Genomic DNA, 22,843 nt, shown 5'->3' on the forward strand with positions numbered 1-22,843 from the left:
CAAGATAAATATTTGATATTCAGATATCTATATCAAATAAAACCAAATCCTTCAAAACAAAAAAGTCGGAAGATTAATCTTCCGACCATGACTGGCTCATAGCGCCTTTTCTGTTTAATTTTATGTGCTGTTGCTACACAGAGAAACTCTCGCCACAACCGCAAGTACGGCTGGCGTTAGGGTTATGAAAGTTAAAGCCTTTGCCGTTTAATCCGTCAGAGAAATCAAGTTCAGTGCCGGCCAGATATAAAAACGATTTCATATCCAAAGCCATGCGTACGCCTTTATCCTCAAAAAATTGGTCGCCTTTCTTTTCTTCGTTATCGAAGTCAAGATTGTAAGACAGGCCAGAGCATCCGCCGCCCTGCACAGAAACGCGTAGGAAATAGGAAGCGTCAAGTCCGGAGTCGCGCATCAGACCTTCTACCTTGCTTTTTGCTTTGTCAGTTACTGTTACCATTTTGTTAGATTGAGATGTTAGATCTGAGATGTTAGACAGAGAATATTATTCTCACGTCTCATAGCTCAATACTCACGTCTTAATTAGTGGTGTGATTTTTCCAATTCAATTGGCGCCATCCCGTTTTTAACACGAAAATCATTAATGGCTGCTTTAATTGCATCCTCTGCCAATACAGAACAGTGAATTTTTACCGGTGGTAAGGCCAGCTCTTCAACAATGTCCATATTGTCGATGCTCATTGCATCGTCTATAGACTTGCCTTTTAACCACTCTGTAGCCAATGACGATGAGGCGATAGCTGAGCCACAGCCAAATGTTTTAAATTTAGCATCAGTGATGATGTTGTCTTCGCCAACTTCAATTTGCAGACGCATAACGTCGCCGCACTCTGGCGCACCAACCAGGCCGGTACCTACCTTATGACTAGATTTGTCTAAGGTACCAACGTTACGTGGGTTAGTGTAATGATCAATTACTTTATCTGAATATGCCATTTTCTTAATGTTTTAATTGGTGAATTAGCGAGTGAGTGAAATTTATTTAATCACTAACTCTTCATTATATTTTAAATCAGATATCCAAATTCGACATCCAATATTTATCTTATGTTAGTGTTCTGCCCACTCAATAGAGTCAAGGTCAATGCCTTCTTTAAACATCTCCCAAAGTGGCGACATGTTACGTAGGTTAGTAACCGCTGTTTTGGTTACTTCAACAGCGTAATCAACTTCCTCTTCGGTAGTAAAGCGGCCTAAACCAAAACGTATCGAGGAATGTGCCAAATCATCAGACAGACCTAAACTTTTTAAAACGTATGATGGCTCTAACGATGCTGATGTACAGGCAGATCCTGATGATACAGCCAGATCTTTCATAGCCATCATCAAACCTTCGCCTTCAACATATTTAAAACTGATGTTTGCAACATGTGGCAAGCGATGGTCAACGTTTCCGTTTACATAGCTTTCTTCCAACACGGTTAAAGCGGTTTGAAGTTTATCGCGTAAAGCTGATAAGCGTATTGCTTCGCTATCCATCTCTAAACGGCATAATTCGCAGGCTTTACCCAGGCCCACAATACCCGGAACATTCAGTGTCCCAGAACGCATACCGCGCTCGTGGCCGCCACCATCCATTTGTGCGGTAACTTTTACACGTGGTCCTTTACGGCGAACGTATAAAGCGCCTACACCTTTAGGGCCATAAAACTTATGTGCCGATAAAGCTAACAGGTCGATACCATCAGTGTTAACATCAACTGGTATTTTACCAACTGCCTGTACCGCGTCTGTCATAAACAAAGCGCCGTGCTTGTGTGCTATTGCTGATATTTCTTTTATCGGTTGAATAACACCAATCTCGTTGTTACCATACATTACAGACACCAGGATAGTCTCTGGCGTCATAGCTGCTTCTAAAACAGCAAGATCAAGTAAACCATCTTCTTTTACCGGTAGGTAAGTAACTCGGCCACCTAGTTTTTCAACATGCTTGCAGGCATCTAAAACAGCCTTGTGCTCGGTAACCGTGGTGATAATGTGGTTCCCTTTTTCTTTATACATTTCAAACACACCTTTGATAGCAAGGTTGTCTGATTCTGTTGCTCCTGATGTAAAGATGATCTCTTTCTCTGTTGCGCCAATTAATTTAGCTACTTGCTCACGTGCGTAATCAACACCTTCTTCGGCTACCCAGCCAAATGGATGGTTACGGCTGGCCGCGTTACCAAACTTTTCAGTAAAGTATGGTATCATAGCTTCCAGTACCCGGGGATCCATAGGGGTCGTAGCGTTATTATCAAGGTAAATAGGGATATTCATATTTAATATATTAATAGCACAAAGATATGCAAACATTTTAATTTTAATCTAACCAATATAATGTAATACGGTCATCTTAAACTAATAATTTGAGTATAGCTTTATCCCTCTTATTTACTTAAGCTTAATAGCGGCTTCTGAAATCCGGGTTTTACCTCTTTGCTTTTTTGACAAATAGATAGCCACTGTGCGTATAAAAAGCGTAATTTTGTAACGTTTTATTAATGAAAATGGCAACAGTAAATTAATAGCTACCCTCATGAGCATCAGTCATAATAAAGATATCGGTACCAAGCAAAAAGCACTTGCCATTAACCTCGACCCTAAGATTTACGGGTCATTTGCCGAGATCGGTGCCGGTCAGGACGTAGCAGCCAACTTTTTCAAAGCCGGAGCATCGTCCGGCACGATAGCCAAAACCATGTCGGCTTATGACATGACGGTGTCTGACGCTATTTATGGCGCCCTCAAAGTAAAAAGGTATGTAAGCGAGTCGCGTTTGATGGCTATGCTTAACCACGAGTATAACTTACTGGTTGAGCGCCTGGCTGAGCAGCGTGGCGACAACACTACTTTCTTCGCTTTTTCTGATACTGTATCAACCCTTAACTACCATAAGACAAACGAAGCGCACGGCTGGATGGGCGTGCGTTTTCAACTGGAGCCCAACGGACCTTTTAACGATGTGGTACTGCACGTTAAGCTGTTGGATAACGACAGCAACCTGCAGCAACAAGCTGTTGGTGTACTGGGTGTTAACTTGTTGTATGCCTGCTTTTATTATAATGAGGTGCCCCCGGCTTTCTTATTGTCATTGATGGATGAGTTGAGCCGCGACCGCATACAGATTGACATGATCCAGTTTGACGGGCCAAGCTTTGAGAAGGTAGACAACCGCCTGATGAGCCTGCACCTGGTTAAGTACGGTTTCACTGACGCTGCTTTGTTTGGCCCCGACGGCGAGAATGAGCAACCGTCTGAGGCGCTGTATAAGAAACATGCTGTCGTTATTCGCGGACGTTTCCGGCCCATCATTAACGTGCATATGGATATGCTAAACACCGGCGTGAAGCAATTTATGCAAGAGCCGGATGTTGACACAAAGAACGTAGTGGTAATTAACGAGCTTACCCTGCAATCATTGGTAGAGCGGGATGCCGACCCGACTGCCGAGATTGACGAGAAGGACTTCCTTGACCGCGTAGACATCCTATGCTCTATGGGGCAAACGGTGTTGATCTCCAACTTCCATGAGTATTACAAGCTGGTTGCCTACTTGTCAAAGATAACGAGCCTTAAAGTGGGCGTAGTTTTAGGTTATCCTAACTTAGAGTACATATTTGCAGAAGAGCATTACAAAGACCTGCCGGGCGGTATCCTGGAGTCGTTCGCGACGCTGTTTAGCCGTAAGGTGAAGCTTTTTATATACCCTACGCTGCGTAACGGAGTGATTATGAACTGCCTGCGCTTTTACCCGCCTCCGCATTTGATTGACCTTTACCGCTACCTGATAGCTAACAATAAGATCGAGGATATCCGCAACTACAACGAGAACAACCTGCACGTGCAGACAGACATTGTACTGCAGCTTATTAAACAAGGCGCTGATGGCTGGGAGCAGTTTGTACCGGCCGAGGTTGCCGACATGATTAAAGCCCGCTGCCTGTTTGGTTACCCATGCCGGGTGGATACGCCACAACAAATAGGCGACGCTAAAGAAAGCGCCGCGACCGAGTAATGTTATACGCTTGGTGCGTTTGTTTCACATGCGTGTGACACAGATGAAACAAGTGAAACAAGATTTTGCATTAAGTTATTGTTAATGAGTTGTTTGTGAAAAATTAGTGAAACAAAATGAAACAAGATTTTTGCGTAAAGCATTGATTTTTAGGTTTTTGTAAATCTGTGTTTTTTTGCTTTGTGAAACAAAAATAATGCATTTACGCGCGCTTATACTTGCTTGTCATTTAATTCGCCATATTTGTTAATGAACAAAATAGAACATATTGGCATAGCCGTAGCCGACCTAAAAAGCAGCGGAAGCCTATATGAAAAGCTGTTAAATACCACTATTTACAAGTTAGAAGAGGTGCATTCTGAGGGTGTTAAAACAGCCTTTTTGCAAACTGGCCCTAATAAAATCGAATTACTGGAAGCGACATCTGCCGATAGCCCCATTGCTAAATTTATCGAAAAAAAAGGGGAGGGCATCCACCACATCGCTTTTGAGGTTGAGGATATCCTTGCCGAAATGGCCCGCCTAAAAAACGAAGGTTTCATTTTGTTAAGCGACGAACCTAAACCCGGTGCGGATAACAAACTGGTTTGCTTTGTGCATCCTAAAAGTGCGGGTGGGGTTTTGGTGGAATTGGTGCAGAGCGTATAAACACATGGTCTAAATGATTTTTCGATATCGTTGACGGATTAGTGAAAAATGCTTTGCTTTGTGTGTCTGACTATCAGGCGTTTTACCGTCCATGAATAAGATACTGACCCTAATTATTGTATTTAATTTCTGCCTGTCGGTTAACCTTGTCGCACAAACTAATCAAACAGTTAGAAACGGTGCAGTTACCAACGCTGTAAATTTTCCAGGTGGGTGTAGTTATACCTGGACCAATGATAATCCTGCAGTTGGCTTGCCGTCTGGTGGGATAGGCGATATCCCGGCATTTACAGCTGTCAATACGGGTTCGACACCAATTACGGCCACTATAAAAGCAACACCACTGCCCGGTAGTTGTAGCCCTATTACATTTACAATCACCGTTAATCCCGCACCATCGTTAACTATCAGCCCCATATCAGGTGATATCTTCGCCTGTTCAGGTTCAGCCTCGTCAACCGCACAGCAGTTTGAAATATCGGGTACTTATTTAACAGGAGACATTTCCGTGTCGGCACCTAACCGTTTCGCAGTTGGCACAACCTTAGATGGCGGGTTTAGTTCAGTTTTACATTTTACGCCAGTAAATGGTACTCTCGGTGTTACCACAGTATACGTAAGAGGAATCCCATCTAATACAATCATAAGTGGCAACATTGCAATTACCTCACCCGGAACAAGTACAAAATATGTCTCTGTTTCGGCTTTTACCGACGTCACACCAAAGGCAAATGCTTTACCAAATCTTAAGTTTAAGGCAGGAGACAGGGTGGGCGACATAGCTTTTTTAGGTACGGCCGATAAATACAGGTGGACAAACAGCACCCCCGGCATAGGTTTAGTAGCCGATGGGATAGGTACCCAAATAAGTTCTTTTACGGCCACCAACAATACAGATTTGCCAGTTGTAGCCACTATCACCGTAATACCGGTAAATAATTCAACATGCGAGGGCTTGCCTATATACTTTACAATTACAGTCGAGAATGACCCGGCGCTCACTGTTAGTACAATAAGTGGCGACATTACTGGTTGTTTAGGAGTAGCGTCTGGCAACCCGCAACAATTTGTCATCTCGGGCCGGCACCTAAAAGATGACGTTATTGTTACCGCGCCAGCGGGTTTTGAAGTATCTACAACAACAGAGCGCGGTTTTCGTAAAGAAGTGAAGTTATTACGTTTAAATGGCGTGCTTGCAAGTACAACTGTCTATATCCGGTCTGCAGATAATGCGGCGCTGGGCGCTAATAATGGCACTGTCACTATCACATCGCTTGATGCGCCTGATGAAACCCTTCTAGTCTCCTCGTTTGTTAACGCCACGCCGGTTGTAAATGCCGTAGCCAATCAACAAGTTAAAGCTAAAGCTTTAGTTAACCCGATAACTTTTAAGGGAACTGCTGACCGATACACGTGGACAAACAGTACACCATCAATTGGCTTGGCAGCAAGCGGTATAGGTGATATTGCCGCTTTTGAAGCAATAAATGTTACAGGCGAACCTGTAACGGCGGTTATAAATGTTGTGCCCGTTAATACTGCAGGTTGTAATGGGGCAATAATGTCATTTAGTATTGTGGTAGAGCCTACTGAAAAGCTGGCCGTAATACTGCCTAATACCTTTACCCCTAATGGCGATGGTATAAATGATACCTGGGTAATTGAAAATCTCAATCAATATCCCAAGGCTGTGGTAAAGGTGTTTAATCGCCTTGGTAGTGTTGTGTTTTATTCGCAAGGCTATCCTCAACCATGGAATGGTCGGTCGGGCAGCACCAATTTACCCGTAGGTAGCTATTATTATTTAATTGATACTAAGGAGGAGAAAGTTTTTTCGGGATATCTATCTATCATTAGATAATGGCATCATCTAACTGCCGATAAATTTTTTCAAAACACTTTCTACTTTTCAATTTAATTACTACATTTGCACCTCTTTTATAAGAAGATTATAACAATGAAAAAAGATCTGCACCCATCAAACTATAGATTAGTTGTATTTAAAGATATGTCTAACGACTATTCTTTTATGACTAAGTCATGCATCGAGACCCGCGAAACTGTACAGTGGGAAGACGGTAACGAATATCCTCTGATCAAATTAGAGATTTCTCATACCTCGCACCCTTTTTATACCGGTAAAATGAAACTGGTTGATACTGCCGGTCGTATTGATAAATTCCGTACCCGTTACAACAAAAACTAATTTTAGTTTTGTTAGTAAAATATTTACGAGTCCCGGCTTTGCAGTCGGGACTTTTTTTATTTTTGCGCCATGGCAATTATTCTTTTTGACGATAGCGCACACCTATCGCTTCTGCCCTTAACCTATACCCGCCCGGTTGCCGATCTCCGCATTGGTATTTTAACCATTGCCGAAAAATGGGCCAGGCATTTAGATACTACCTTTTCTTTTCAGACTCAACCGCACCTGCAAACTAAGTTTGCGCTTAAAAAAGGTGTTGATGATCTATATATCAACGGTTCTGTTTGCCCCGATGAAGGATTGACAGAGGCCATTACCCAGTTAAAGACAGGTGAAGCTTTAAAGCAAGGCGACTTTTTAATTGCAGCCAAAGCCGATCCCGCGGCTGACTTTACAACTATTGTTGATTACAGCCCTTTTTTTAACAGCCTCAAACATCCCGAAGATATTTTTAGCAAGAACGATATTGAGCTGCGCCGCGATTTTACGCTGATTACTAAGGGCCGCACCAGCGCTACCATAAGCGATACTAATACCATTATAGGCACTGAGTTTTTTGCCGAAGAAGGCGCTGTTGCAGCGTGCTGTACGTTCAATACTACTGGTGGGCCTATTTATTTAGGTAAACATACCGAGGTATGGGAGGGCAGCCATATCCGCGGAGCGTTCGCGTTATGCGACCATTCGCAGGTTAAGATGGGGGCCAGGATTTATGGCGCCACTACTATCGGCCCACATTCGCGCGTTGGTGGCGAGATCAGTAATGCCGTTATATGGGGCTATTCGTCTAAAGGGCATGATGGTTACTTAGGTAACTCCGTAATGGGCGAGTGGTGTAACATAGGTGCCGATAGCAACAACTCAAACCTGAAAAATAACTACTCGGAGGTTAAATTGTGGGATTATGCCACGCAGCGTTTCCGTAAAACGGGCTTGCAATTTTGCGGCTTAATTATGGCCGACCATGCTAAATGTGGTATAAACACCATGTTTAACACCGGCACGGTAGTAGGGGTTAGTGCCAACGTTTTTGGTGCCGGCTATCCGCGTAATTTTGTGCCTGATTTTGCCTGGGGCGGGGCACAGGGTTTTGAGGTTTACACCGTCAAAAAAATGTTTGAAACCGCAAAGCTGGTGTTTGAGCGCAGGGGTAAAGATTTTGACGAGTTAGAACAAGATATACTGAAGGCTGTTTTTGAACAGACGGAAGGTTTTAGACAGGTATTTAAATAGTTAATAGTGCTTGATCTACATATATAATCAACAAGAATCATAACAACTATGGGCTATCAGGAATGGGCCATAAACTAAACATAATCAAACAAAAATGAGAAAAAAAATTGTAGCCGGAAACTGGAAAATGAACCTTGACTATAACGAAGGTTTGGCCTTGTTTAGCGAAGTAGTAAATATGGTAAAAGACGAAGCAACCGGCACACAAGAAGTGGTAGTTTGCAGTCCATTTATACACCTGCACAGCCTGGTACAGCTGGCAAAAGGTTCTGCGAAAGTTTCTGTTGGCGCGCAAAACGCTCACCAGGCCGAAAGCGGCGCTTACACAGGCGAGATCTCGGCCAAACAAGTAAAATCTGTAGGTGCTGCTTACGTGATTTTAGGCCACTCAGAACGTCGCCAGTATTTCGGCGAGGATAATGCGCTTTTGGCTAAAAAAACCGATGTAGTGTTAGCTAATGACCTTAAACCAATATTCTGCATAGGCGAAACCTTGCAGGAGCGTGAGGCCAATGTTCATTTTGATATTATTAAAAGCCAGTTGCTTGAAGGCGTTGGCCATTTAGATGCTGCCGCGTTTAGCAAATTGGTGATTGCTTATGAGCCTGTTTGGGCCATTGGCACCGGTGTAACGGCATCGTCAGACCAGGCGCAGGAGATCCACGCGTTTATCCGTAAAGAAATTGCTGCTAAATATGATCAGTCGGTAGCGGATGCTACAACCATTTTATACGGCGGTAGCTGTAACCCTAAAAATGCTGCCGAGCTATTTGCTTGCGCGGATATTGACGGTGGTTTAATTGGTGGTGCGTCATTAAAATCAAGAGATTTTACGGATATTGTAAAGGCATTCAATTAATAGATTTGAGATGTTAGACGTGAGATTTGAGGTTTTTACGGTGTGATATCTATAATTAAAAGGGGGCAGTATGTTTAAATATTTGATTAAAATTATACTGCCCCCTTTATTTGCATTTTTTGCGTTTGCATTATTTGTAAAATACACGCCTTCTTTCCGTAGCGTAAACGGAATGCAGGACCTTGGCGAGTACACCACAGAGGGGCTTATAGCGTACTACAAGCTCTTCGCCCCGGGGCAAATTGCCATTGCTTTAATTACGCAGTGGCTGATAATGATGCCGTTGTGGAAAAAGATCTTAGGTAATCATAAGGCGGCTATCCCCATTTTTTTGATCATGCTGTTAATATGCTTGCTGACTGCTTTTGGCCTGGCTTATATTATTTGGGATCCCGCTACTCCGCAAAGCAGCTTTATTAAAATCGGCCTGTTTATGACCGGCGTACAGGCGTTTTATTGGATAGTGAATTTTTTAACGCTCTACCTTTTAGATGTTAAAGCCTTTAATGCAAATAAGCCGGTTACCGAACCTGAAATTTAATTATGAATTACTACGAACTTACCTTTACTATAGATAACGCCGAGGATTATCAAAAAGACCTGCTGATTAACGCCCTGGGCGAGATTGGCTTTGATACTTTTGAAGAGATAGAAACCGGTTTTAAAGCATACATCCCCGAGACTGATTTTAAAGAGACATCGATCACAGAATCGCTGGCGCCGTACCAGGATATGTTTGTATTTAGGCATGATATAAAACTCATCCCGCAAAAAAACTGGAACGAGGTATGGGAAAGTAATTTTGAGCCTATCTCAATCGGCGATTTAGTGTTTGTACGCGCTACCTTTCACCAGCCAAAGCCCGAGTATAAGTACGAGATCGTGATTGACCCTAAAATGGCTTTTGGTACCGGGCACCACCAAACTACCGCCATGATGCTGCACATGATGTTGGATAACGACTTTGCCGGTAAAACGGTATTAGATATGGGTTGCGGTACGGGCATATTAGCTATTATGGCGGCTAAATTAAAGGCAAAGAGTGTAGTTGCCATTGATTATGATCCGGTATGCTTTGATAGTACAATCGAGAACGCGCAGCTTAATCATGTCGATAATATCACGGCCCTATGTGGTTCTAAAGAAGCTATCCCTGCCGAACAGTACGATACCATATTGGCCAACATTAACCGTAACATCCTGCTAGACCAAATGGCGCGCTATGCCGAAGCTTTAAAGCCAGGCGGCGAGATTTATTTCAGCGGATTTTATGAGTCGCCGGACCTGGATATTATCAAAGTTGAGGCTGCTAAATACGGTATGAGCTACGTATCGCACAAAAAAGATAAAGAGTGGGTGGCTGCTAAGTTTGTGAAAGCGTAAATTTATTGAACCCATCTCAATGCGTTATTGTAAGAGCGTTGGCTGATATCCCTTGCCAACCCAACCCTTTTTACGTTTATTTGCACCACAAAAGCATCTAACACATGAGGGTACATTTTATAGCGATAGGCGGTGCCGCAATGCACAACCTGGCCATTGCACTGCACAAAAAAGGTTTCGAAGTAACAGGATCAGACGATGTGGTTTTTGAGCCATCAGCATCGCGGTTGGCTAAGCATGGCATACTGCCTGCCGGGAACGGTTGGTTCCCTGAAAAAATCAGCACTAATCTGGATGCTATTATCCTGGGTATGCACGCCCGCATTGATAACCCCGAACTGTTAAAAGCGCAAGAGCTGGGCATAAAGGTATACTCGTACCCCGAGTATGTTTATGAGCAATCAAAAGATAAATTGCGGGTAGTAATAGGGGGGAGTCATGGCAAAACCACCATCACATCAATGATATTACATGCCCTGCAGCAAGCCGGTAAAGATTTTGACTACCTGGTGGGCGCGCAGTTGGCTGGTTTTGATACCATGGTAAAGCTCACAGCAGAAGCGCCCATTATGGTAATAGAAGGCGATGAGTATTTGGCTTCGCCGATTGACCGCAGGCCAAAATTTCACTTATACAAAGCTAACATAGGCGTCATCAGCGGTATAGCCTGGGATCATATCAATGTGTTTCCTACCTTTAAGAATTATACAGATCAGTTTAAGATCTTTATTGAAACCATTCAGCCCGGCGGTACGCTTATTTATAGCCAAACTGACGCTGTTTTAGAAGAAGTTGTTGCCGAGGATAGCTCTGCCGTTAAAAAACAACCTTACACTTTACCAGCGTATAAAATTAATAACGGCGTAACTACTGTTTTGCATAATGGTGAGCAATACCCGCTTGAAGTATTTGGCGACCATAATTTGCTCAACATCGAGGCTGCTAAGCTCGTCTGCCAGGGCCTGGGCATCAGCAACGAAGATTTTTACAAACACATTACCACGTTTAAGGGAGCGGCCCGCAGATTAGAGCTGGTTGGCAAAAGCGACACTGCGACCGTGTTTAAAGATTTCGCGCATTCGCCGTCGAAGTTAGCGGCTACTATGCAAGCGGTAAAGGCCCAGTTTCCGGACAGGAAATTGATTGCCTGCATTGAGTTACACACTTTTAGTAGTTTAAATAAAGATTTTCTGGAGCAATATGCCCACACCATGGACAAAGCCGATGAGGCCATTGTGTTTATTGATAAGAAAACGTTTGAGCAAAAAAAGATGGAAGCCTACCCGGCAGAGGTGGTAAAAGAAGCTTTTGCTAAAAATGATCTTACTTTTTTTGATGACCCCAACGCCTTATTGGCGCAATTACAAAGCCTGAAATTAGCCAACGCTAATTTGTTAATGATGAGCTCCGGGAACTTTGGAGGGATTGATTTAGTGGAGCTTAAAAATAAAATATTGTAATAATAGTTTTAAATAAAAAATAATATTAACTTTATTAACTATTGAGAAACCCTTACCCTATACAAGAAACCTTAAAAATGAAGTCATTAGGAAAAAAAATCAGACTGTTACGCCATCAAAAAAGTTGGAGTCAGGAAGATGTAGCCAAAAGGTTAGATATTTCTATACCTGCTTTTTCTAAAATCGAAACAGGTATTACGGATATTAACTTATCACGCCTGGAGCAAATTTCAAACTTGTTTGAAATGTCGGTAGTGCAATTGCTTACGTTTAACGATTTGGAGCAAGAGCAAAAATTTGTTAACGAGCTGGATGTGGTTAACAAAAAACTGACTGACCGGGAGGTTGAGATCATTGAACTGCAAAAGAAAGTTATTGAGCTTTTTGAAGAGTTAAGACACAGCAAAGTTACGGCTTAGCGCTGTTTACAGTTAATAAAAGGCTTAATGCAACAATTAGAATGTTGTATTAAGCCTTTTTCGCTTTATGTTTTTTGCTGTCGCTATGGTTTAAAATATCTTACGCATAGTGGCATGCTTGTTTCCGAACGTGGCCCCCATTGATTTATGCAGCGACATCATCTTGTCGTTAAAATCGCCTACCCAAGATAGTTCCATTATATCATAACGTTTTAAAGGCAAAACATAATATTTTAGCTTAGTAAACAAAGCCGACTCCAGGCCATGGTTTTGAAACTTTTGCTTGGTGCCCATCACAATGGCGCGCATACGTTTAACGCCTTTCCATCTGCGGTATAAAAATATCAGTTTGCCTATCGTGTCAAGCTTTCCTTTTAGTGGTTTAAGCATCTCGTTAGCATCGGGTAGTACAATGTTAAATGATGCAGGTTCGCCATTTACATAGGCAAACCATATCAGTTTTTCGTCCATTATGGCTTTCATTTTGCCAAAACTTTCAAGTATTGTCTCGTAATTTATAGGTGCAAAGTTGTCAAAGTCTTTCCAGCCATCGTTATAGATCTCTATAAAGTCGGCAGCAAATTTTTCTATTTCAGAAACCTTAAAATGCTTAAACTCATAGCCCGGCTTCTGTGCTACCCAATTAGCAATTTTCTCAAACCGTTCCGGGAAGGGTTTATTCACCTCTACATGATTAGTGATCTGCTCATACATGGTAGCAAAACCATAGTTTTCAAACAGCGCCTTATAATAAGCCGGGTTGTAATTCATTCCGTACGACGGCGGCGTGAAACCCTCAATCAATAAGCCCCAATAGGTATCGTTCTCGCCAAAGTTTATTGGGCCGTCCATAGCTTGCATACCGTTTTCTGTAAGCCAGCTTTTAGCGGTGTCAAATAATAGGTTGGCAGCGTTTTGATCATCAATGCACTCAAAAAAACCAACTCCACCGGTAGTTTGCTCGTAGTTAAATGCTTTTTTGTTGTTGATGAACGCGGCAATACGGCCGATTAGCTGCCCCGAATTGTCCTTCAAGATCCAACGGGTGCATTTGCCAAATTGGTGAAAGTTGTTTTTCTGCGCATCAAAAACCGCACTAATATCATTATCCAGCGGGCAAACCCATTTTTGGTCGTTTTCATAAAGCCTGCGGGCTGTATCTAAAAATGCCTTTTCGGTAGCCTTGTCTGTAACTTCTGTTATCGTCATCAACGTTTGAAATAAAAAAAGCACCCAAAAAGTTTCGGGTGCTTTAATAATTATACTTTATAAAAGTTAAAAATCTTCGTCGTCGTCATCCTCGCCAAACTCGTCAAAGCCAAGGTCGTCTAACGGGCCGTCAAAATCTTCATCTTCATCCACGACCTTCTTTTTTGGCATTGTTTCCAAATCGTCATCATCGTCATCTGCTTCCGTGTTTTTCGGAATGTTTTTGTCTGCAATTTTTTTTGGAGCTCCCATGCGGTGAATGTATTTGTGATTGAAATTGGTTAGCTTAAACTAGTTTAATTTTGTGTACTTAGGGTTGGTTATCTTTAGTAAAAATAGCTAAAAATCATTTTTAAAGAAAAAACATTTAAAATTTATTCCATCTGCTCACCTATTGCTGTTTCTGCATCATTAAGTTCTTTAATATGAGGTAATTCTTTAATGTCATTTATGCCAAAATAATCCATAAAGAGCGGGCTGGTGCCATACAAAATAGGTTTACCAAGGCCGTCGGACTTGCCCATAATGATAATTAACTCTTTTTCCAGCAGTTTTTGTACAGAGTAGTCGCAGTTTACGCCGCGTATTTGCTCCACATCCGTTTTAGTAACCGGTTGTTTGTAGGCAATAATAGACAGGGTCTCTAAAGCCGCTTGGCTAAGCTTCTTTTTTGATCGCTGCAGCTGCAGCATACTAATTACCGGGTGATATACTTTTTTGGTTAAAAACTGGTAGCCATTATTTAATTGTACCAACTCAATTGCAAACTCATCGGGCTGATATTTCTGTTTGATGCCCGCTAAAGCTACATCAACTTCCTCAGTAGAAAAATCGCGCTCAAAAGCAGCCTGCAGGCAGTACAAGATCTCCTCTACACGGATACTTTGTTCTGAAGCAAAAACCAGAGCTTCTATATACAATTCTGTATTATTCATTATGCGATAAAAGTAACATTCCCCACAGATGTAACAAGTTTATTTAAAAGTAATTACCTAATTATACTTAAAACCTATTGTGCTCACACAGATTAAGTGCTATTGCTATCAAATACGGCATCAAATCTAAATTATGGTACGCTTATTGCTTTATAATGGTAGTTATCACATTACCAAAATTTTAATAAACGCCTAAAATTTTAATAAAATATCAATAATTCCTATCAGGAATGATAATCTATTAACAAAATGAAAACTATCCCCGCCCTGCTACGTAGGTTAAAAAGAACGGCGGCCTGCAAATGCTTCCATACAACTAACAACATACAAATAAAATAAAACAACCAATCAATTTACTTTATGAAAACAGAAACACAACACGAAAGTGAAAGCGTGAATATGGCCCGGAGGTCTTTTTTACGTTATGCAGGAGCAGGTGTGGCCGCCGTGGGCGTACTCTCTGCAGCGTCTTGCCAAAAAAAGTTTGATGACTACAAAGGCTTTGATCCAAACATGGGCAATAACAGTGGTAAAATTGACATCGGCGCCACAGGCGACCTTGCCATTTTAAACTATGCCTACGCACTTGAGCAATTAGAAGCAGCTTTCTACATCAATGTAATATCAAAAATGTATACCGGTGCAACTTCCGAGGAAATTGCGTTGTTAACAGACATCCGCGACCATGAGGTTGGGCACCGCGAGTTTTTTAAAGCAGCATTAGGTCCTAACGCTATCCAGGCTTTAACGCCAAACTTTAGCGCTATTGATTTTTCAAACAAAACTCAGGTATTAGCTGCCGCCAAGGCGTTTGAAGATACCGGTGTTACTGCTTATAATGGCGCAGGTTATTTAATTAAAAACCCAACTTATTTGCTTTTGGCTGGTAAGATAGTTTCTGTAGAAGCACGTCATGCTGCTTACATACGCAATTTGGTTTCTATAGGTAGTTTTGCCGATAGCTCAATACTAGACGCAAACGGTATGGATAAACAACAAACTATACCTCAGGTTTTGGCTATAGCAAATACCTACCTGACAACAAAAGTGAATGCAGCTAGCTATGGTTACACAGTATCTTAAAAACAAACAGTCATGAATTTACTAGGAATAATAGAAGAAATAAGCAAAGCAGATCCGGAATTTGAAGATAGAATCAATCCGCGTCGTGCCGCTATTAAAAATATAACAAGCTTTGGTTCAAAGGTAGCCGTGGCCGCTTTACCATTTGCCTTTAGTACTTTATTTAAAAAAGCATACGGACAAACAGCTACACCATCTGTAAATGACGTTTTAAACTACGCTTTAAAGTTAGAGTATCTAGAAGCAGCATTTTACAACGCAGGCGTAGCGTCAACCTTAGCTTTCTCGTCAACAGAAAAAGCTTATTTGGTATCTATCCAAGGACATGAAAATGCGCACGTTGCTTTTCTAAAAAGCGTGCTGGGCGCAAATGCCGTAGCTCAAACTACGCAAGGTACCAATGGTGCTTATGACTTTACCGGCGGTTATAATACAACTACCAATACAGTTACAGGCACAGGCCCTTTTACTACAGTTTTAACCAGTGTTGATACTTATCTAGCCGTTGCCCAGGCTTTTGAAGATACAGGCGTACGTGCTTATAAAGGCCAGGCCGGTAACCTTTTAGGTAACCAGGTAGTATTAACTGCTGCATTGAACATTCACTCGGTTGAAGCCCGTCACGCGGCAGCTGTTAGAGAGTTGCGTCGTAAAAGAGGTGCAAGTACTACCAAACCATGGATAAGCGGTGCTAACGATACTGGCATAACTGCGGTAAACGATAACTACAAAGGCGAGGACAATGTTATACAAGGTGGTGTTGACATTACTACATTATCAGCCGTAAGTGGTAGTACTTCAACCCGTATTGCTACCGAAGCATTCGACGAAGCTTTGAGCATGACCGAGGTAGTAAACCTGGTTAAGATTTTCGGTGTAAAGTAAATTGATATCTAAATACCCGTTTATTAAAAACGCCCCGGCAATATTGTCGGGGCGTTTTGCTTTTTAGTAGGTTATTACCTGCTCTTCTAATTGGGCAGGCAACTCTCGCCACTCGTATTTTTGGTTACGTAGCTGTGGCTCAAATCCGGCAGCTATGATGGAGTCTTGTATGCCCTGGGCGGTAAAGCGATGCGGTGCGCCCGCTGCAGATACCACGTTTTCTTCTATCATGATAGAGCCAAAATCATTAGCCCCGGCATTTAAGCATAGTTGAGCTACCTGCTTACCTACCGTTAACCATGATGCCTGTATGTTTTTTACGTTTGGCAACATAATACGGCTTAAAGCTATCATACGAATATATTCGTCGCCGGTTATATTGTTGGTGATGCCACGCACTTTGCGTAATAACGTACCATCATCCTGGAAAGGCCATGGGATAAAGGCGGTAAAGCCATAATGGCCTTCAGGCTTTTCAGATTGTACTTCGCGGATCCAAACCAGGTGCTCAAAACGTTCTTCTATAGTTTCTACATGGCCAAACATCATGGTTGCAGACGTTGGCAGGTTAAGTTGATGTGCCGCACGCATAACATCCAGCCACTCTTTACCACCGCACTTACCTTTTGATATCAGGCGACGGACACGATCATTCAAGATCTCGGCACCCGCACCCGGTAATGAGTCAAGGCCGGCTTCTTTCATAGCCCTCAGTACATCAATATGGCTCATGTTTTCCAGCTTGGCAACGTGAGCTATCTCCGGCGGACCTAACGAGTGCAGCTTAAGCGCAGGATAAAGTCCTTTTAATTGTTTAAACAGATCTACATAAAACTGCAGACCCAAATCAGGGTGATGACCGCCTTGCAGTAATAACTGGTCGCCGCCGAAACGGAAGGTTTCCTCAATTTTTTGTTTATATGTTTCAATGTCGGTAATGTAACTGTCCTCGTGCCCGGGGCGACGAAAGAAATTACAGAACTTGCAATTGGCTATACAAACGTTAGTGGTATTAACGTTACGGTCAATTTGCCAGGTTACTTTACCGTGCGGTACTTGTTTTTTACGTAGTTGGTTGGCTACGTACATTAAGTCGGCAGTAGGGGCATTGTGGTATAGGTAAACACCTTCCTCAATACTCAAAACTTCAAACCGCGAAGCACGCTGTAACAGATCGGCAGTATTCATATTGCAAATATACGTACCAGTTAGTTAAAGCCGAAAGGTAAAAGGCGAAAGGTGTTGCTGTGGTGACAGATGGTCTAAATTGATTAGCTATAATCAAGCATCAACTACTACACCTTTCTCTAACTTCAAAACTTTGTCTACACTTTCCGGTATCTCATGCTGATAATGGGTTACATAAATAAGTGTTACATCACTCAACTCGCAAATGGTATCTACTAAAGTTTTAAAGTGTTGTTGCTGATGCGCATCCATGCCCTGGCAGGGTTCGTCAAAAATGAGTAGCGGAGGATTTTTTACAAGGGCGCGGGCCAACAGGCACAGTCGTTGCGCGCTGGCCGGGACACTCCTTAATAAAACACGGGCATACTGGTCAATCTCTAAAGCTTTCATCCAGCGTAATGCTATAGCTGCCCTGTCTTTATTACTGGGTCTGAACAGTCCAAGGGTATCATAATAACCAGACTCTATTACTTGCAGGCAGCTGTTATCCGTAGGGAAATACTGGTGCAGCTCTGGCGATACAAAGCCTATCCGCTTTTTAATATCCCAGATGCTTTCGCCGGTGCCGCGGCGTTTGTCGAATAAAATAATATGGTTAGCATAAGCCTGCGGGTTATCGCCGGTAATTAAACTTAACAGCGTTGATTTACCTGCACCGTTATGGCCCAGCAATGCCCAACGTTGGCCTTGGGTAACTTGCCAGTCTACATTATTAAGTATAACATTATCGCCATATTTGATATGCACTTGCTGCATACAAATGATTTGCTGAAAACTTTCGGGAGAGGGATGGATATTAAGCAGCGATCGTAGTTCGTCCTTGTCAACACTATCTGCCAATTGGGGCATCACCACCGAAGCGTTAAATTGGGTTTTAGCAATTGTATGGATGATAGCACCTTGCTTTAATACGGCTACTTTTGTTATTGCGTCAGGTATTTCATAGGGCGAAGTTGCCATTATTATCGTTATGCCCGATGCGTTGATCTCGCTAATAATATCATTAAACTCTTTACGGGTCTGTACATCAAGCCCCGTAAGCGGACTGTCCATCAATAATAAAACCGGATTTTTTAAAAGCGCCGCGGCAATCCGCAAACGCTTGGTTTCGCCGTTTGATAATTTTATCAGTTGTTTATGGCTTAGCTTGTCTAGTTTAAGTGTGGTTATGATTTTATCAAAATGCCAGTATTGATTTGGTTGTGGTGTGGGTTTTATGGTATGGAGGTATTGCTCAACTGTAAGGGCATCTTCGCTGTCCATAGAATTATAACGCTGCTGGTAATAAAAATCACCGGTATTGCTAAGGTTTTTAAAATGATGCCGGGCCTCAACCATGGCTATCAATTTATGATAAGTTAAATGTTCCGGGTTACCGGGGTTATGGTGCAGGTAATCGTCAAAAAAGTGATAGTTAACTTCGCCGCCGATGATGTTTAAATTGCCGGCAATAGTTTGCAGCAAGGCGCTTTTACCTGAGCCACTCTCGCCAACCAGTGCCCAATTTTCGCCTTTATTAATGGTAAAGTCGAGATTCTGGAATATCATAGTATTCAAAAACCTTACGGTGATGTTTTGTGCCGTAAACAGGGTAGATGCCATGGCGTAAAAGTAACCATCTGTGTTAACTAGCCCAACTATTAGCTATTTTTCTGAAAAAATTGATGGTGGTGTAGGCAATGCTATACACGGCCGATGCGCTAACAATTGTTAGCTAAGCTATTTTTGATACGTACACAGATAGGCCCAAATATTGTAGGGGTATAATAAAACATATAACCATGAAAAAATTAAACCTTTCCCTATTAGTATTAGCAATCATATCGCTTAGCGGATGTGAAGTTATTGGCGGTATTTTTAAAGCCGGAGCCTTTGTGGGCATATTAGCCGTCGTTGTTGTTATTGGCGCTGTAGTTTGGATTTTATCGTTATTTAGAGGCAGGAGTTAATTAATAGTTGCATATTTGAAATTAATTTTATGATTAGTTAAAGTTGGCCCGCTTTTAGATACATCTGTAATAACAAACATCTAGAAATAATGGAAAATAACAAAGCAATCATCGAAACACTGAACGACTTAATTCAGATCAATAACGACCGTATTAAAGGTTTCCAAAACGCCGCAGAGGAAGCTAAAGACGATGCCGATTTGGTAACTGTTTTTAATAATAAAATAGTAGAAAGCCAAATGCTAAAGGCAACATTAGCGCAAGAAGTGCAGGTATTGGGCGAAACTGCCGAGACTGGCAACAGTATTAGCGGTACTATACACCGTACCTGGCTTAAAGTAAAAGCGGACTTTACTGGTCATAGCGAACGTACAATACTAGAAGAATGTGAGTTTGGCGAGGATGCTATCAAAAAAGCCTACCAGTCGGCTTTAGAAGAAGAGCAGTTACCGGCTTACCTGAGGGATATATTGAATGATCAGAAATTGATCATCGATCAATCACACGACGAGATTAAAGCTTTAAGAGACTCAAAGGCTGAATAATCAGGCTTGACGAATTAAGCTGAAACAAAAAAGCCTCCCGAATTTTCGGGAGGCTTTTTTGTTGAAAAATGCAATAATTACATTTTTTTAGTTGTGTCAACCATAACTGTATCAACAACAGTAGTATCAACTTTAGTAGTATCAACAATTGTAGTGTCAACTTTAGTAGTATCAGTACCTTCAGTTGATGAACCTTTACAAGCTACGAAAGAAGAAACAACTAGAGCTAAAGCAGCGATTTTGAATGAATTTTTCATGTTTTAAAATTTAAAAGTGACTATATAGTTTTTACATTAATACAACAAAACAGAAAAGGTAACCCACTATTTGTAAAAATATTTGCAACCTTTTAATAAAAAACTAATAATCAGCTATAAACAATGCAAAATTAATTTTTTACGTGTCTGTTTCAGTACTGATTAATACGCGTAATTGTGAAAGGTAACCCTGTTAGTCAAAAAAAATAAAATAAAAAGGCAAGCCTGTGTTGGCCTGCCTCATATATATATTAAAAAGGTATCGTGGGTTAGTGCTTAACCTCAATAATTTTTGTTTTGGTTTGTGTTTTAGTGGTTGTAATAGTGGTGTCTTTCTTTAAAGTGTCCGGCACCATACTATTAGTATCCGGTTTCAGGGTGTCAGTTATTGTAGTTATAGTTGATGAGTCTATATGCGTAGTATCGTTTCCTGATTTACCATCGCCGCTGCATGCAGCAAACGTAGTTGATAAAGCTACCACCGCTAGGGCGTTTCTTAATACATTTTTCATGATTGTTTGGTGTTATTTTAAAGTATCTGTTATTAACGTGGTGTTAAAGCTCCAACATTGAACCTTTAAAATTGTTTTTTTAAGTGCTTGCTAATGAAAACGTTATTTACCCGGCTTGTTACCGGGTATAAATTAATAAAACCCGTATCTGTTATTTGATTAATTTAGATTTTTATTATCACCATGGGTTACTATTTGATTTTAATGGTATTAAGTAATGTATATAGCTAGTGAGTAAACAAATAAAAGATACAGCGCCAACAGACAGCGAGGTTATTCTTGGGATACTAAACAACTCGGAAAGTGCTTTAAAGAAATTATATACAGCATATTTTCCGATGATATTGCAACTGATTATCAATAACAATGGCAACGAGGACGATGCGAAGGATGTATACCAGGAGGCTATTATAGTTCTTTACAATAAGGTTAAGGCCGGCGATTTCGAGCTAAGCAGTAAGCTTAAAACTTACATATATGCTATATGCCGCAGGCTTTGGTTAAAAAGGTTGACACAGCTTAACCGCTATGCAGGCGATATTCGTGATTTTCAGGAAGTTTTGCCCATAGAGGAGGAGGACGCCGACCTGCATAACGACCGGAATATACAGTTTACCAAAATGGAGGGCGCGCTTAAGTTATTAGGCGAACCTTGCAAAACCATCATGGAAGACTTTTATATACACAACAAATCAATGCAGGATATCTGCGAACGTTTTGGGTATACCAATGCAGACAACGCCAAAACGCAAAAATACAAGTGCCTGCAAAGGCTGAAAAAATTGTTTTTTCAGCAAAATTAACAAGAAGTACAAAAATGAGTGAGAACCAGCTTTTAGAAAACATTGAACGTTACCTTAACGGCGAAATGAAAGCCGATGAGCGTAAAAAGTTTGAAGCGTTGCGGAAGGAAAATGCTGAAGTTGACGGGAAGGTAGTAGAACATAAGCTTTTTGTTACCCTGTTAAAACAATACGGCGAGCGCGTGGAACTGGAGAGTCGTTTAAACGCTATCCATGATGAGATTGATGTACATACATTAACAGATAACCTGATGATGCATCCTAACCGGATTGTTCAAATGTGGCGTAATCATCATTCAAAAATTTCTGTTGCGGCATCTGTAGCTATATTTGGCGTGTTAACCTTTATGGCTGTCACCGGTAAATTTACTACTAACGACAATCGTAATATTGAGCAGTTGAAAAACGAGGTTAATCAACTCCATAAATCAAATAATAACTTAAGCCGCTCAATTAAGGCTATTAAGTCTGAGCAAGGCAAAACTACAATAGTTGATAAATACAGCGCCAGCGCTACCGGTTTTGCAATCACCCAAGATGGTTTAATTGCCACCAACTACCACGTTGTACGTGATGCTAATGCGGTTTATGTGCAAAACGCCGACGGTGCTACTTTTAAAGCGCAGGTTTTATACACCGAGCCACAGCACGATATTGCAATATTGAAGATCACCGATAAGTCTTTCGAAACATTGGGTACTATACCATATACTTTTAAGAGATTAGAAGCTAATGTAGCCGATCAGATTTCAACCTATGGTTACCCTGATGGTTTCCCTGCTTATGCGCCAGGTTCACTATCCTCACTTTACGGCCAAAACGGCGATTCTCTACACTATAAAATTACCATGCCTATCAACCCTGGTAACAGTGGTGGTCCGCTTTGGGATAAACAAGGTAATATTATAGGTATAACCGACTCTAAAGAAGCTCAATTTGAAGGCCAGCACTTCGCAATTAAGGCTAAGTACGTGATGGATGCTATCAAAAACATCCCAAGCGACTCGCTAAAAAACAAAATTACTTTACCCAAAAAGAATATGCTGACCGGTTTAACCGATGCTCAAAAGCTAAATAAAGCCAAAAACTTTGTGTTTATGGTAAAGGTGTTATAATTTGACAATATCTTATAATAAAAAAGGCGCTGTAAAGCACGAATGGTCGGAAGAAATTCCGACCATTTTTATGTTTTGAAAAACAAACCCGGGTCTCCGCCGCATTGCACAACGATCAGGGCTATAGCGAGGT

26 protein-coding genes are annotated in these 22,843 nt (G+C 41.5%); 16 read left to right on the top strand and 10 right to left on the bottom strand.

Annotated features, from left to right (window positions below):
- Positions 1 to 133: 133 nt before the first annotated feature.
- The 3 genes from ACFSYC_RS18940 to ACFSYC_RS18950 form a co-directional block, all read right to left on the bottom strand.
- Positions 134 to 460, bottom strand: a complete 327-nt coding sequence (locus ACFSYC_RS18940) for a HesB/IscA family protein (protein ID WP_377130428.1) — start codon at positions 458 to 460, stop codon at positions 134 to 136.
- A gap of 83 nt (positions 461 to 543) precedes the next feature.
- A complete protein-coding gene (gene iscU / locus ACFSYC_RS18945) occupies positions 544 to 957 on the bottom strand; it encodes a Fe-S cluster assembly scaffold IscU (RefSeq protein WP_377130429.1) in 414 nt (137 codons plus the stop codon).
- Positions 958 to 1,071: 114 nt separating this feature from the next.
- Positions 1,072 to 2,283 carry an IscS subfamily cysteine desulfurase gene (locus ACFSYC_RS18950; RefSeq protein WP_377130430.1) on the bottom strand — a complete coding sequence of 404 codons (1,212 nt, stop codon included), beginning with the start codon at positions 2,281 to 2,283 and terminating at the stop codon, positions 1,072 to 1,074.
- 259 nt (positions 2,284 to 2,542) lie between these two features.
- Between ACFSYC_RS18950 and ACFSYC_RS18955 the strand changes: the two genes are divergently transcribed.
- From ACFSYC_RS18955 to ACFSYC_RS19000, 10 genes are all read left to right on the top strand, one after another.
- Entirely contained in the window at positions 2,543 to 4,021 is a 1,479-nt protein-coding gene (locus tag ACFSYC_RS18955) for a TonB-dependent receptor (RefSeq protein WP_377130431.1), read from the top strand.
- Positions 4,022 to 4,270: 249 nt separating this feature from the next.
- Positions 4,271 to 4,669, top strand: coding sequence for a methylmalonyl-CoA epimerase (gene mce, locus ACFSYC_RS18960; RefSeq protein WP_377130432.1), 399 nt, complete (start codon positions 4,271 to 4,273; stop codon positions 4,667 to 4,669).
- 91 nt (positions 4,670 to 4,760) lie between these two features.
- Positions 4,761 to 6,530, top strand: a complete 1,770-nt coding sequence (locus ACFSYC_RS18965) for a gliding motility-associated C-terminal domain-containing protein (RefSeq protein WP_377130433.1) — start codon at positions 4,761 to 4,763, stop codon at positions 6,528 to 6,530.
- Between the two features lie 96 nt (positions 6,531 to 6,626).
- A complete protein-coding gene (locus tag ACFSYC_RS18970) occupies positions 6,627 to 6,875 on the top strand; it encodes a type B 50S ribosomal protein L31 (RefSeq protein ID WP_377130434.1) in 249 nt (82 codons plus the stop codon).
- A gap of 69 nt (positions 6,876 to 6,944) precedes the next feature.
- Positions 6,945 to 8,108 (top strand): GlmU family protein, encoded by a 1,164-nt coding sequence (locus tag ACFSYC_RS18975; protein ID WP_377130435.1) that lies wholly within the window; start codon positions 6,945 to 6,947, stop codon positions 8,106 to 8,108.
- 94 nt (positions 8,109 to 8,202) lie between these two features.
- Positions 8,203 to 8,967 carry a triose-phosphate isomerase gene (tpiA, locus tag ACFSYC_RS18980; protein WP_377130436.1) on the top strand — a complete coding sequence of 255 codons (765 nt, stop codon included), beginning with the start codon at positions 8,203 to 8,205 and terminating at the stop codon, positions 8,965 to 8,967.
- Between the two features lie 70 nt (positions 8,968 to 9,037).
- A complete protein-coding gene (locus ACFSYC_RS18985; protein WP_377130437.1) occupies positions 9,038 to 9,508 on the top strand; it encodes a hypothetical protein in 471 nt (156 codons plus the stop codon).
- A gap of 2 nt (positions 9,509 to 9,510) precedes the next feature.
- The gene (gene prmA, locus ACFSYC_RS18990; protein WP_377130438.1) at positions 9,511 to 10,350 is read left to right on the top strand and encodes a 50S ribosomal protein L11 methyltransferase; all 840 of its coding nucleotides are present in this window, start codon (positions 9,511 to 9,513) and stop codon (positions 10,348 to 10,350) included.
- Between the two features lie 104 nt (positions 10,351 to 10,454).
- Positions 10,455 to 11,810, top strand: a complete 1,356-nt coding sequence (locus ACFSYC_RS18995) for a UDP-N-acetylmuramate--L-alanine ligase (RefSeq protein ID WP_377130439.1) — start codon at positions 10,455 to 10,457, stop codon at positions 11,808 to 11,810.
- A 77-nt stretch (positions 11,811 to 11,887) separates the two neighbouring features.
- The gene (locus ACFSYC_RS19000) at positions 11,888 to 12,229 is read left to right on the top strand and encodes a helix-turn-helix domain-containing protein (protein WP_377130440.1); all 342 of its coding nucleotides are present in this window, start codon (positions 11,888 to 11,890) and stop codon (positions 12,227 to 12,229) included.
- A gap of 90 nt (positions 12,230 to 12,319) precedes the next feature.
- Here ACFSYC_RS19000 and ACFSYC_RS19005 read toward each other — a convergent pair whose 3' ends face one another.
- The 3 genes from ACFSYC_RS19005 to scpB all read right to left on the bottom strand — a co-directional run bounded on the left by ACFSYC_RS19005 (position 12,320) and on the right by scpB (position 14,373).
- Positions 12,320 to 13,438, bottom strand: coding sequence for a GNAT family N-acetyltransferase (locus ACFSYC_RS19005; RefSeq protein ID WP_377130441.1), 1,119 nt, complete (start codon positions 13,436 to 13,438; stop codon positions 12,320 to 12,322).
- Positions 13,439 to 13,504: 66 nt separating this feature from the next.
- On the bottom strand, positions 13,505 to 13,690 hold the full coding sequence (locus tag ACFSYC_RS19010) for a hypothetical protein (protein ID WP_377130442.1): 186 nt from the start codon (positions 13,688 to 13,690) through the stop codon (positions 13,505 to 13,507).
- Between the two features lie 122 nt (positions 13,691 to 13,812).
- Positions 13,813 to 14,373 (bottom strand): SMC-Scp complex subunit ScpB, encoded by a 561-nt coding sequence (scpB, locus tag ACFSYC_RS19015; RefSeq protein ID WP_377130443.1) that lies wholly within the window; start codon positions 14,371 to 14,373, stop codon positions 13,813 to 13,815.
- A gap of 360 nt (positions 14,374 to 14,733) precedes the next feature.
- Between scpB and ACFSYC_RS19020 the strand changes: the two genes are divergently transcribed.
- Positions 14,734 to 15,456, top strand: coding sequence for a ferritin-like domain-containing protein (locus ACFSYC_RS19020; protein WP_377130444.1), 723 nt, complete (start codon positions 14,734 to 14,736; stop codon positions 15,454 to 15,456).
- A 12-nt stretch (positions 15,457 to 15,468) separates the two neighbouring features.
- Positions 15,469 to 16,341, top strand: coding sequence for a ferritin-like domain-containing protein (locus tag ACFSYC_RS19025; protein WP_377130445.1), 873 nt, complete (start codon positions 15,469 to 15,471; stop codon positions 16,339 to 16,341).
- 63 nt (positions 16,342 to 16,404) lie between these two features.
- Here ACFSYC_RS19025 and ACFSYC_RS19030 read toward each other — a convergent pair whose 3' ends face one another.
- Together ACFSYC_RS19030 and ACFSYC_RS19035 are read right to left on the bottom strand one after the other, a co-directional pair.
- Complete coding sequence (locus ACFSYC_RS19030; RefSeq protein WP_377130446.1) at positions 16,405 to 17,529, bottom strand: CofH family radical SAM protein; 1,125 nt, start codon at positions 17,527 to 17,529, stop codon at positions 16,405 to 16,407.
- A gap of 93 nt (positions 17,530 to 17,622) precedes the next feature.
- On the bottom strand, positions 17,623 to 19,131 hold the full coding sequence (locus tag ACFSYC_RS19035; RefSeq protein WP_377130447.1) for an ATP-binding cassette domain-containing protein: 1,509 nt from the start codon (positions 19,129 to 19,131) through the stop codon (positions 17,623 to 17,625).
- A gap of 179 nt (positions 19,132 to 19,310) precedes the next feature.
- On the opposite strand from ACFSYC_RS19035, the gene ACFSYC_RS19040 reads away from it, so the two are divergent.
- Positions 19,311 to 19,478, top strand: a complete 168-nt coding sequence (locus ACFSYC_RS19040; RefSeq protein WP_377130448.1) for a phosphatidate cytidylyltransferase — start codon at positions 19,311 to 19,313, stop codon at positions 19,476 to 19,478.
- Between the two features lie 89 nt (positions 19,479 to 19,567).
- On the top strand, positions 19,568 to 20,023 hold the full coding sequence (locus ACFSYC_RS19045; RefSeq protein ID WP_377130449.1) for a PA2169 family four-helix-bundle protein: 456 nt from the start codon (positions 19,568 to 19,570) through the stop codon (positions 20,021 to 20,023).
- Positions 20,024 to 20,100: 77 nt separating this feature from the next.
- On the opposite strand, the gene ACFSYC_RS19050 is transcribed toward ACFSYC_RS19045, so the two are convergent.
- Together ACFSYC_RS19050 and ACFSYC_RS19055 are read right to left on the bottom strand one after the other, a co-directional pair.
- Positions 20,101 to 20,280 (bottom strand): hypothetical protein, encoded by a 180-nt coding sequence (locus ACFSYC_RS19050; RefSeq protein WP_377130450.1) that lies wholly within the window; start codon positions 20,278 to 20,280, stop codon positions 20,101 to 20,103.
- A 269-nt stretch (positions 20,281 to 20,549) separates the two neighbouring features.
- Positions 20,550 to 20,792, bottom strand: coding sequence for a hypothetical protein (locus ACFSYC_RS19055; RefSeq protein ID WP_377130451.1), 243 nt, complete (start codon positions 20,790 to 20,792; stop codon positions 20,550 to 20,552).
- 230 nt (positions 20,793 to 21,022) lie between these two features.
- Between ACFSYC_RS19055 and ACFSYC_RS19060 the strand changes: the two genes are divergently transcribed.
- Both ACFSYC_RS19060 and ACFSYC_RS19065 read left to right on the top strand, forming a co-directional pair.
- On the top strand, positions 21,023 to 21,595 hold the full coding sequence (locus ACFSYC_RS19060; RefSeq protein WP_377130452.1) for an RNA polymerase sigma factor: 573 nt from the start codon (positions 21,023 to 21,025) through the stop codon (positions 21,593 to 21,595).
- Positions 21,596 to 21,609: 14 nt separating this feature from the next.
- Positions 21,610 to 22,710: a S1C family serine protease gene (locus ACFSYC_RS19065; protein WP_377130453.1), complete on the top strand. Its 1,101-nt coding sequence runs from the start codon at positions 21,610 to 21,612 to the stop codon at positions 22,708 to 22,710.
- Positions 22,711 to 22,843 lie beyond the last annotated feature (133 nt).

Origin of the sequence: Mucilaginibacter antarcticus, from assembly GCF_042686155.1 — a bacterium.
Lineage (GTDB): Bacteria > Bacteroidota > Bacteroidia > Sphingobacteriales > Sphingobacteriaceae > Mucilaginibacter > Mucilaginibacter antarcticus.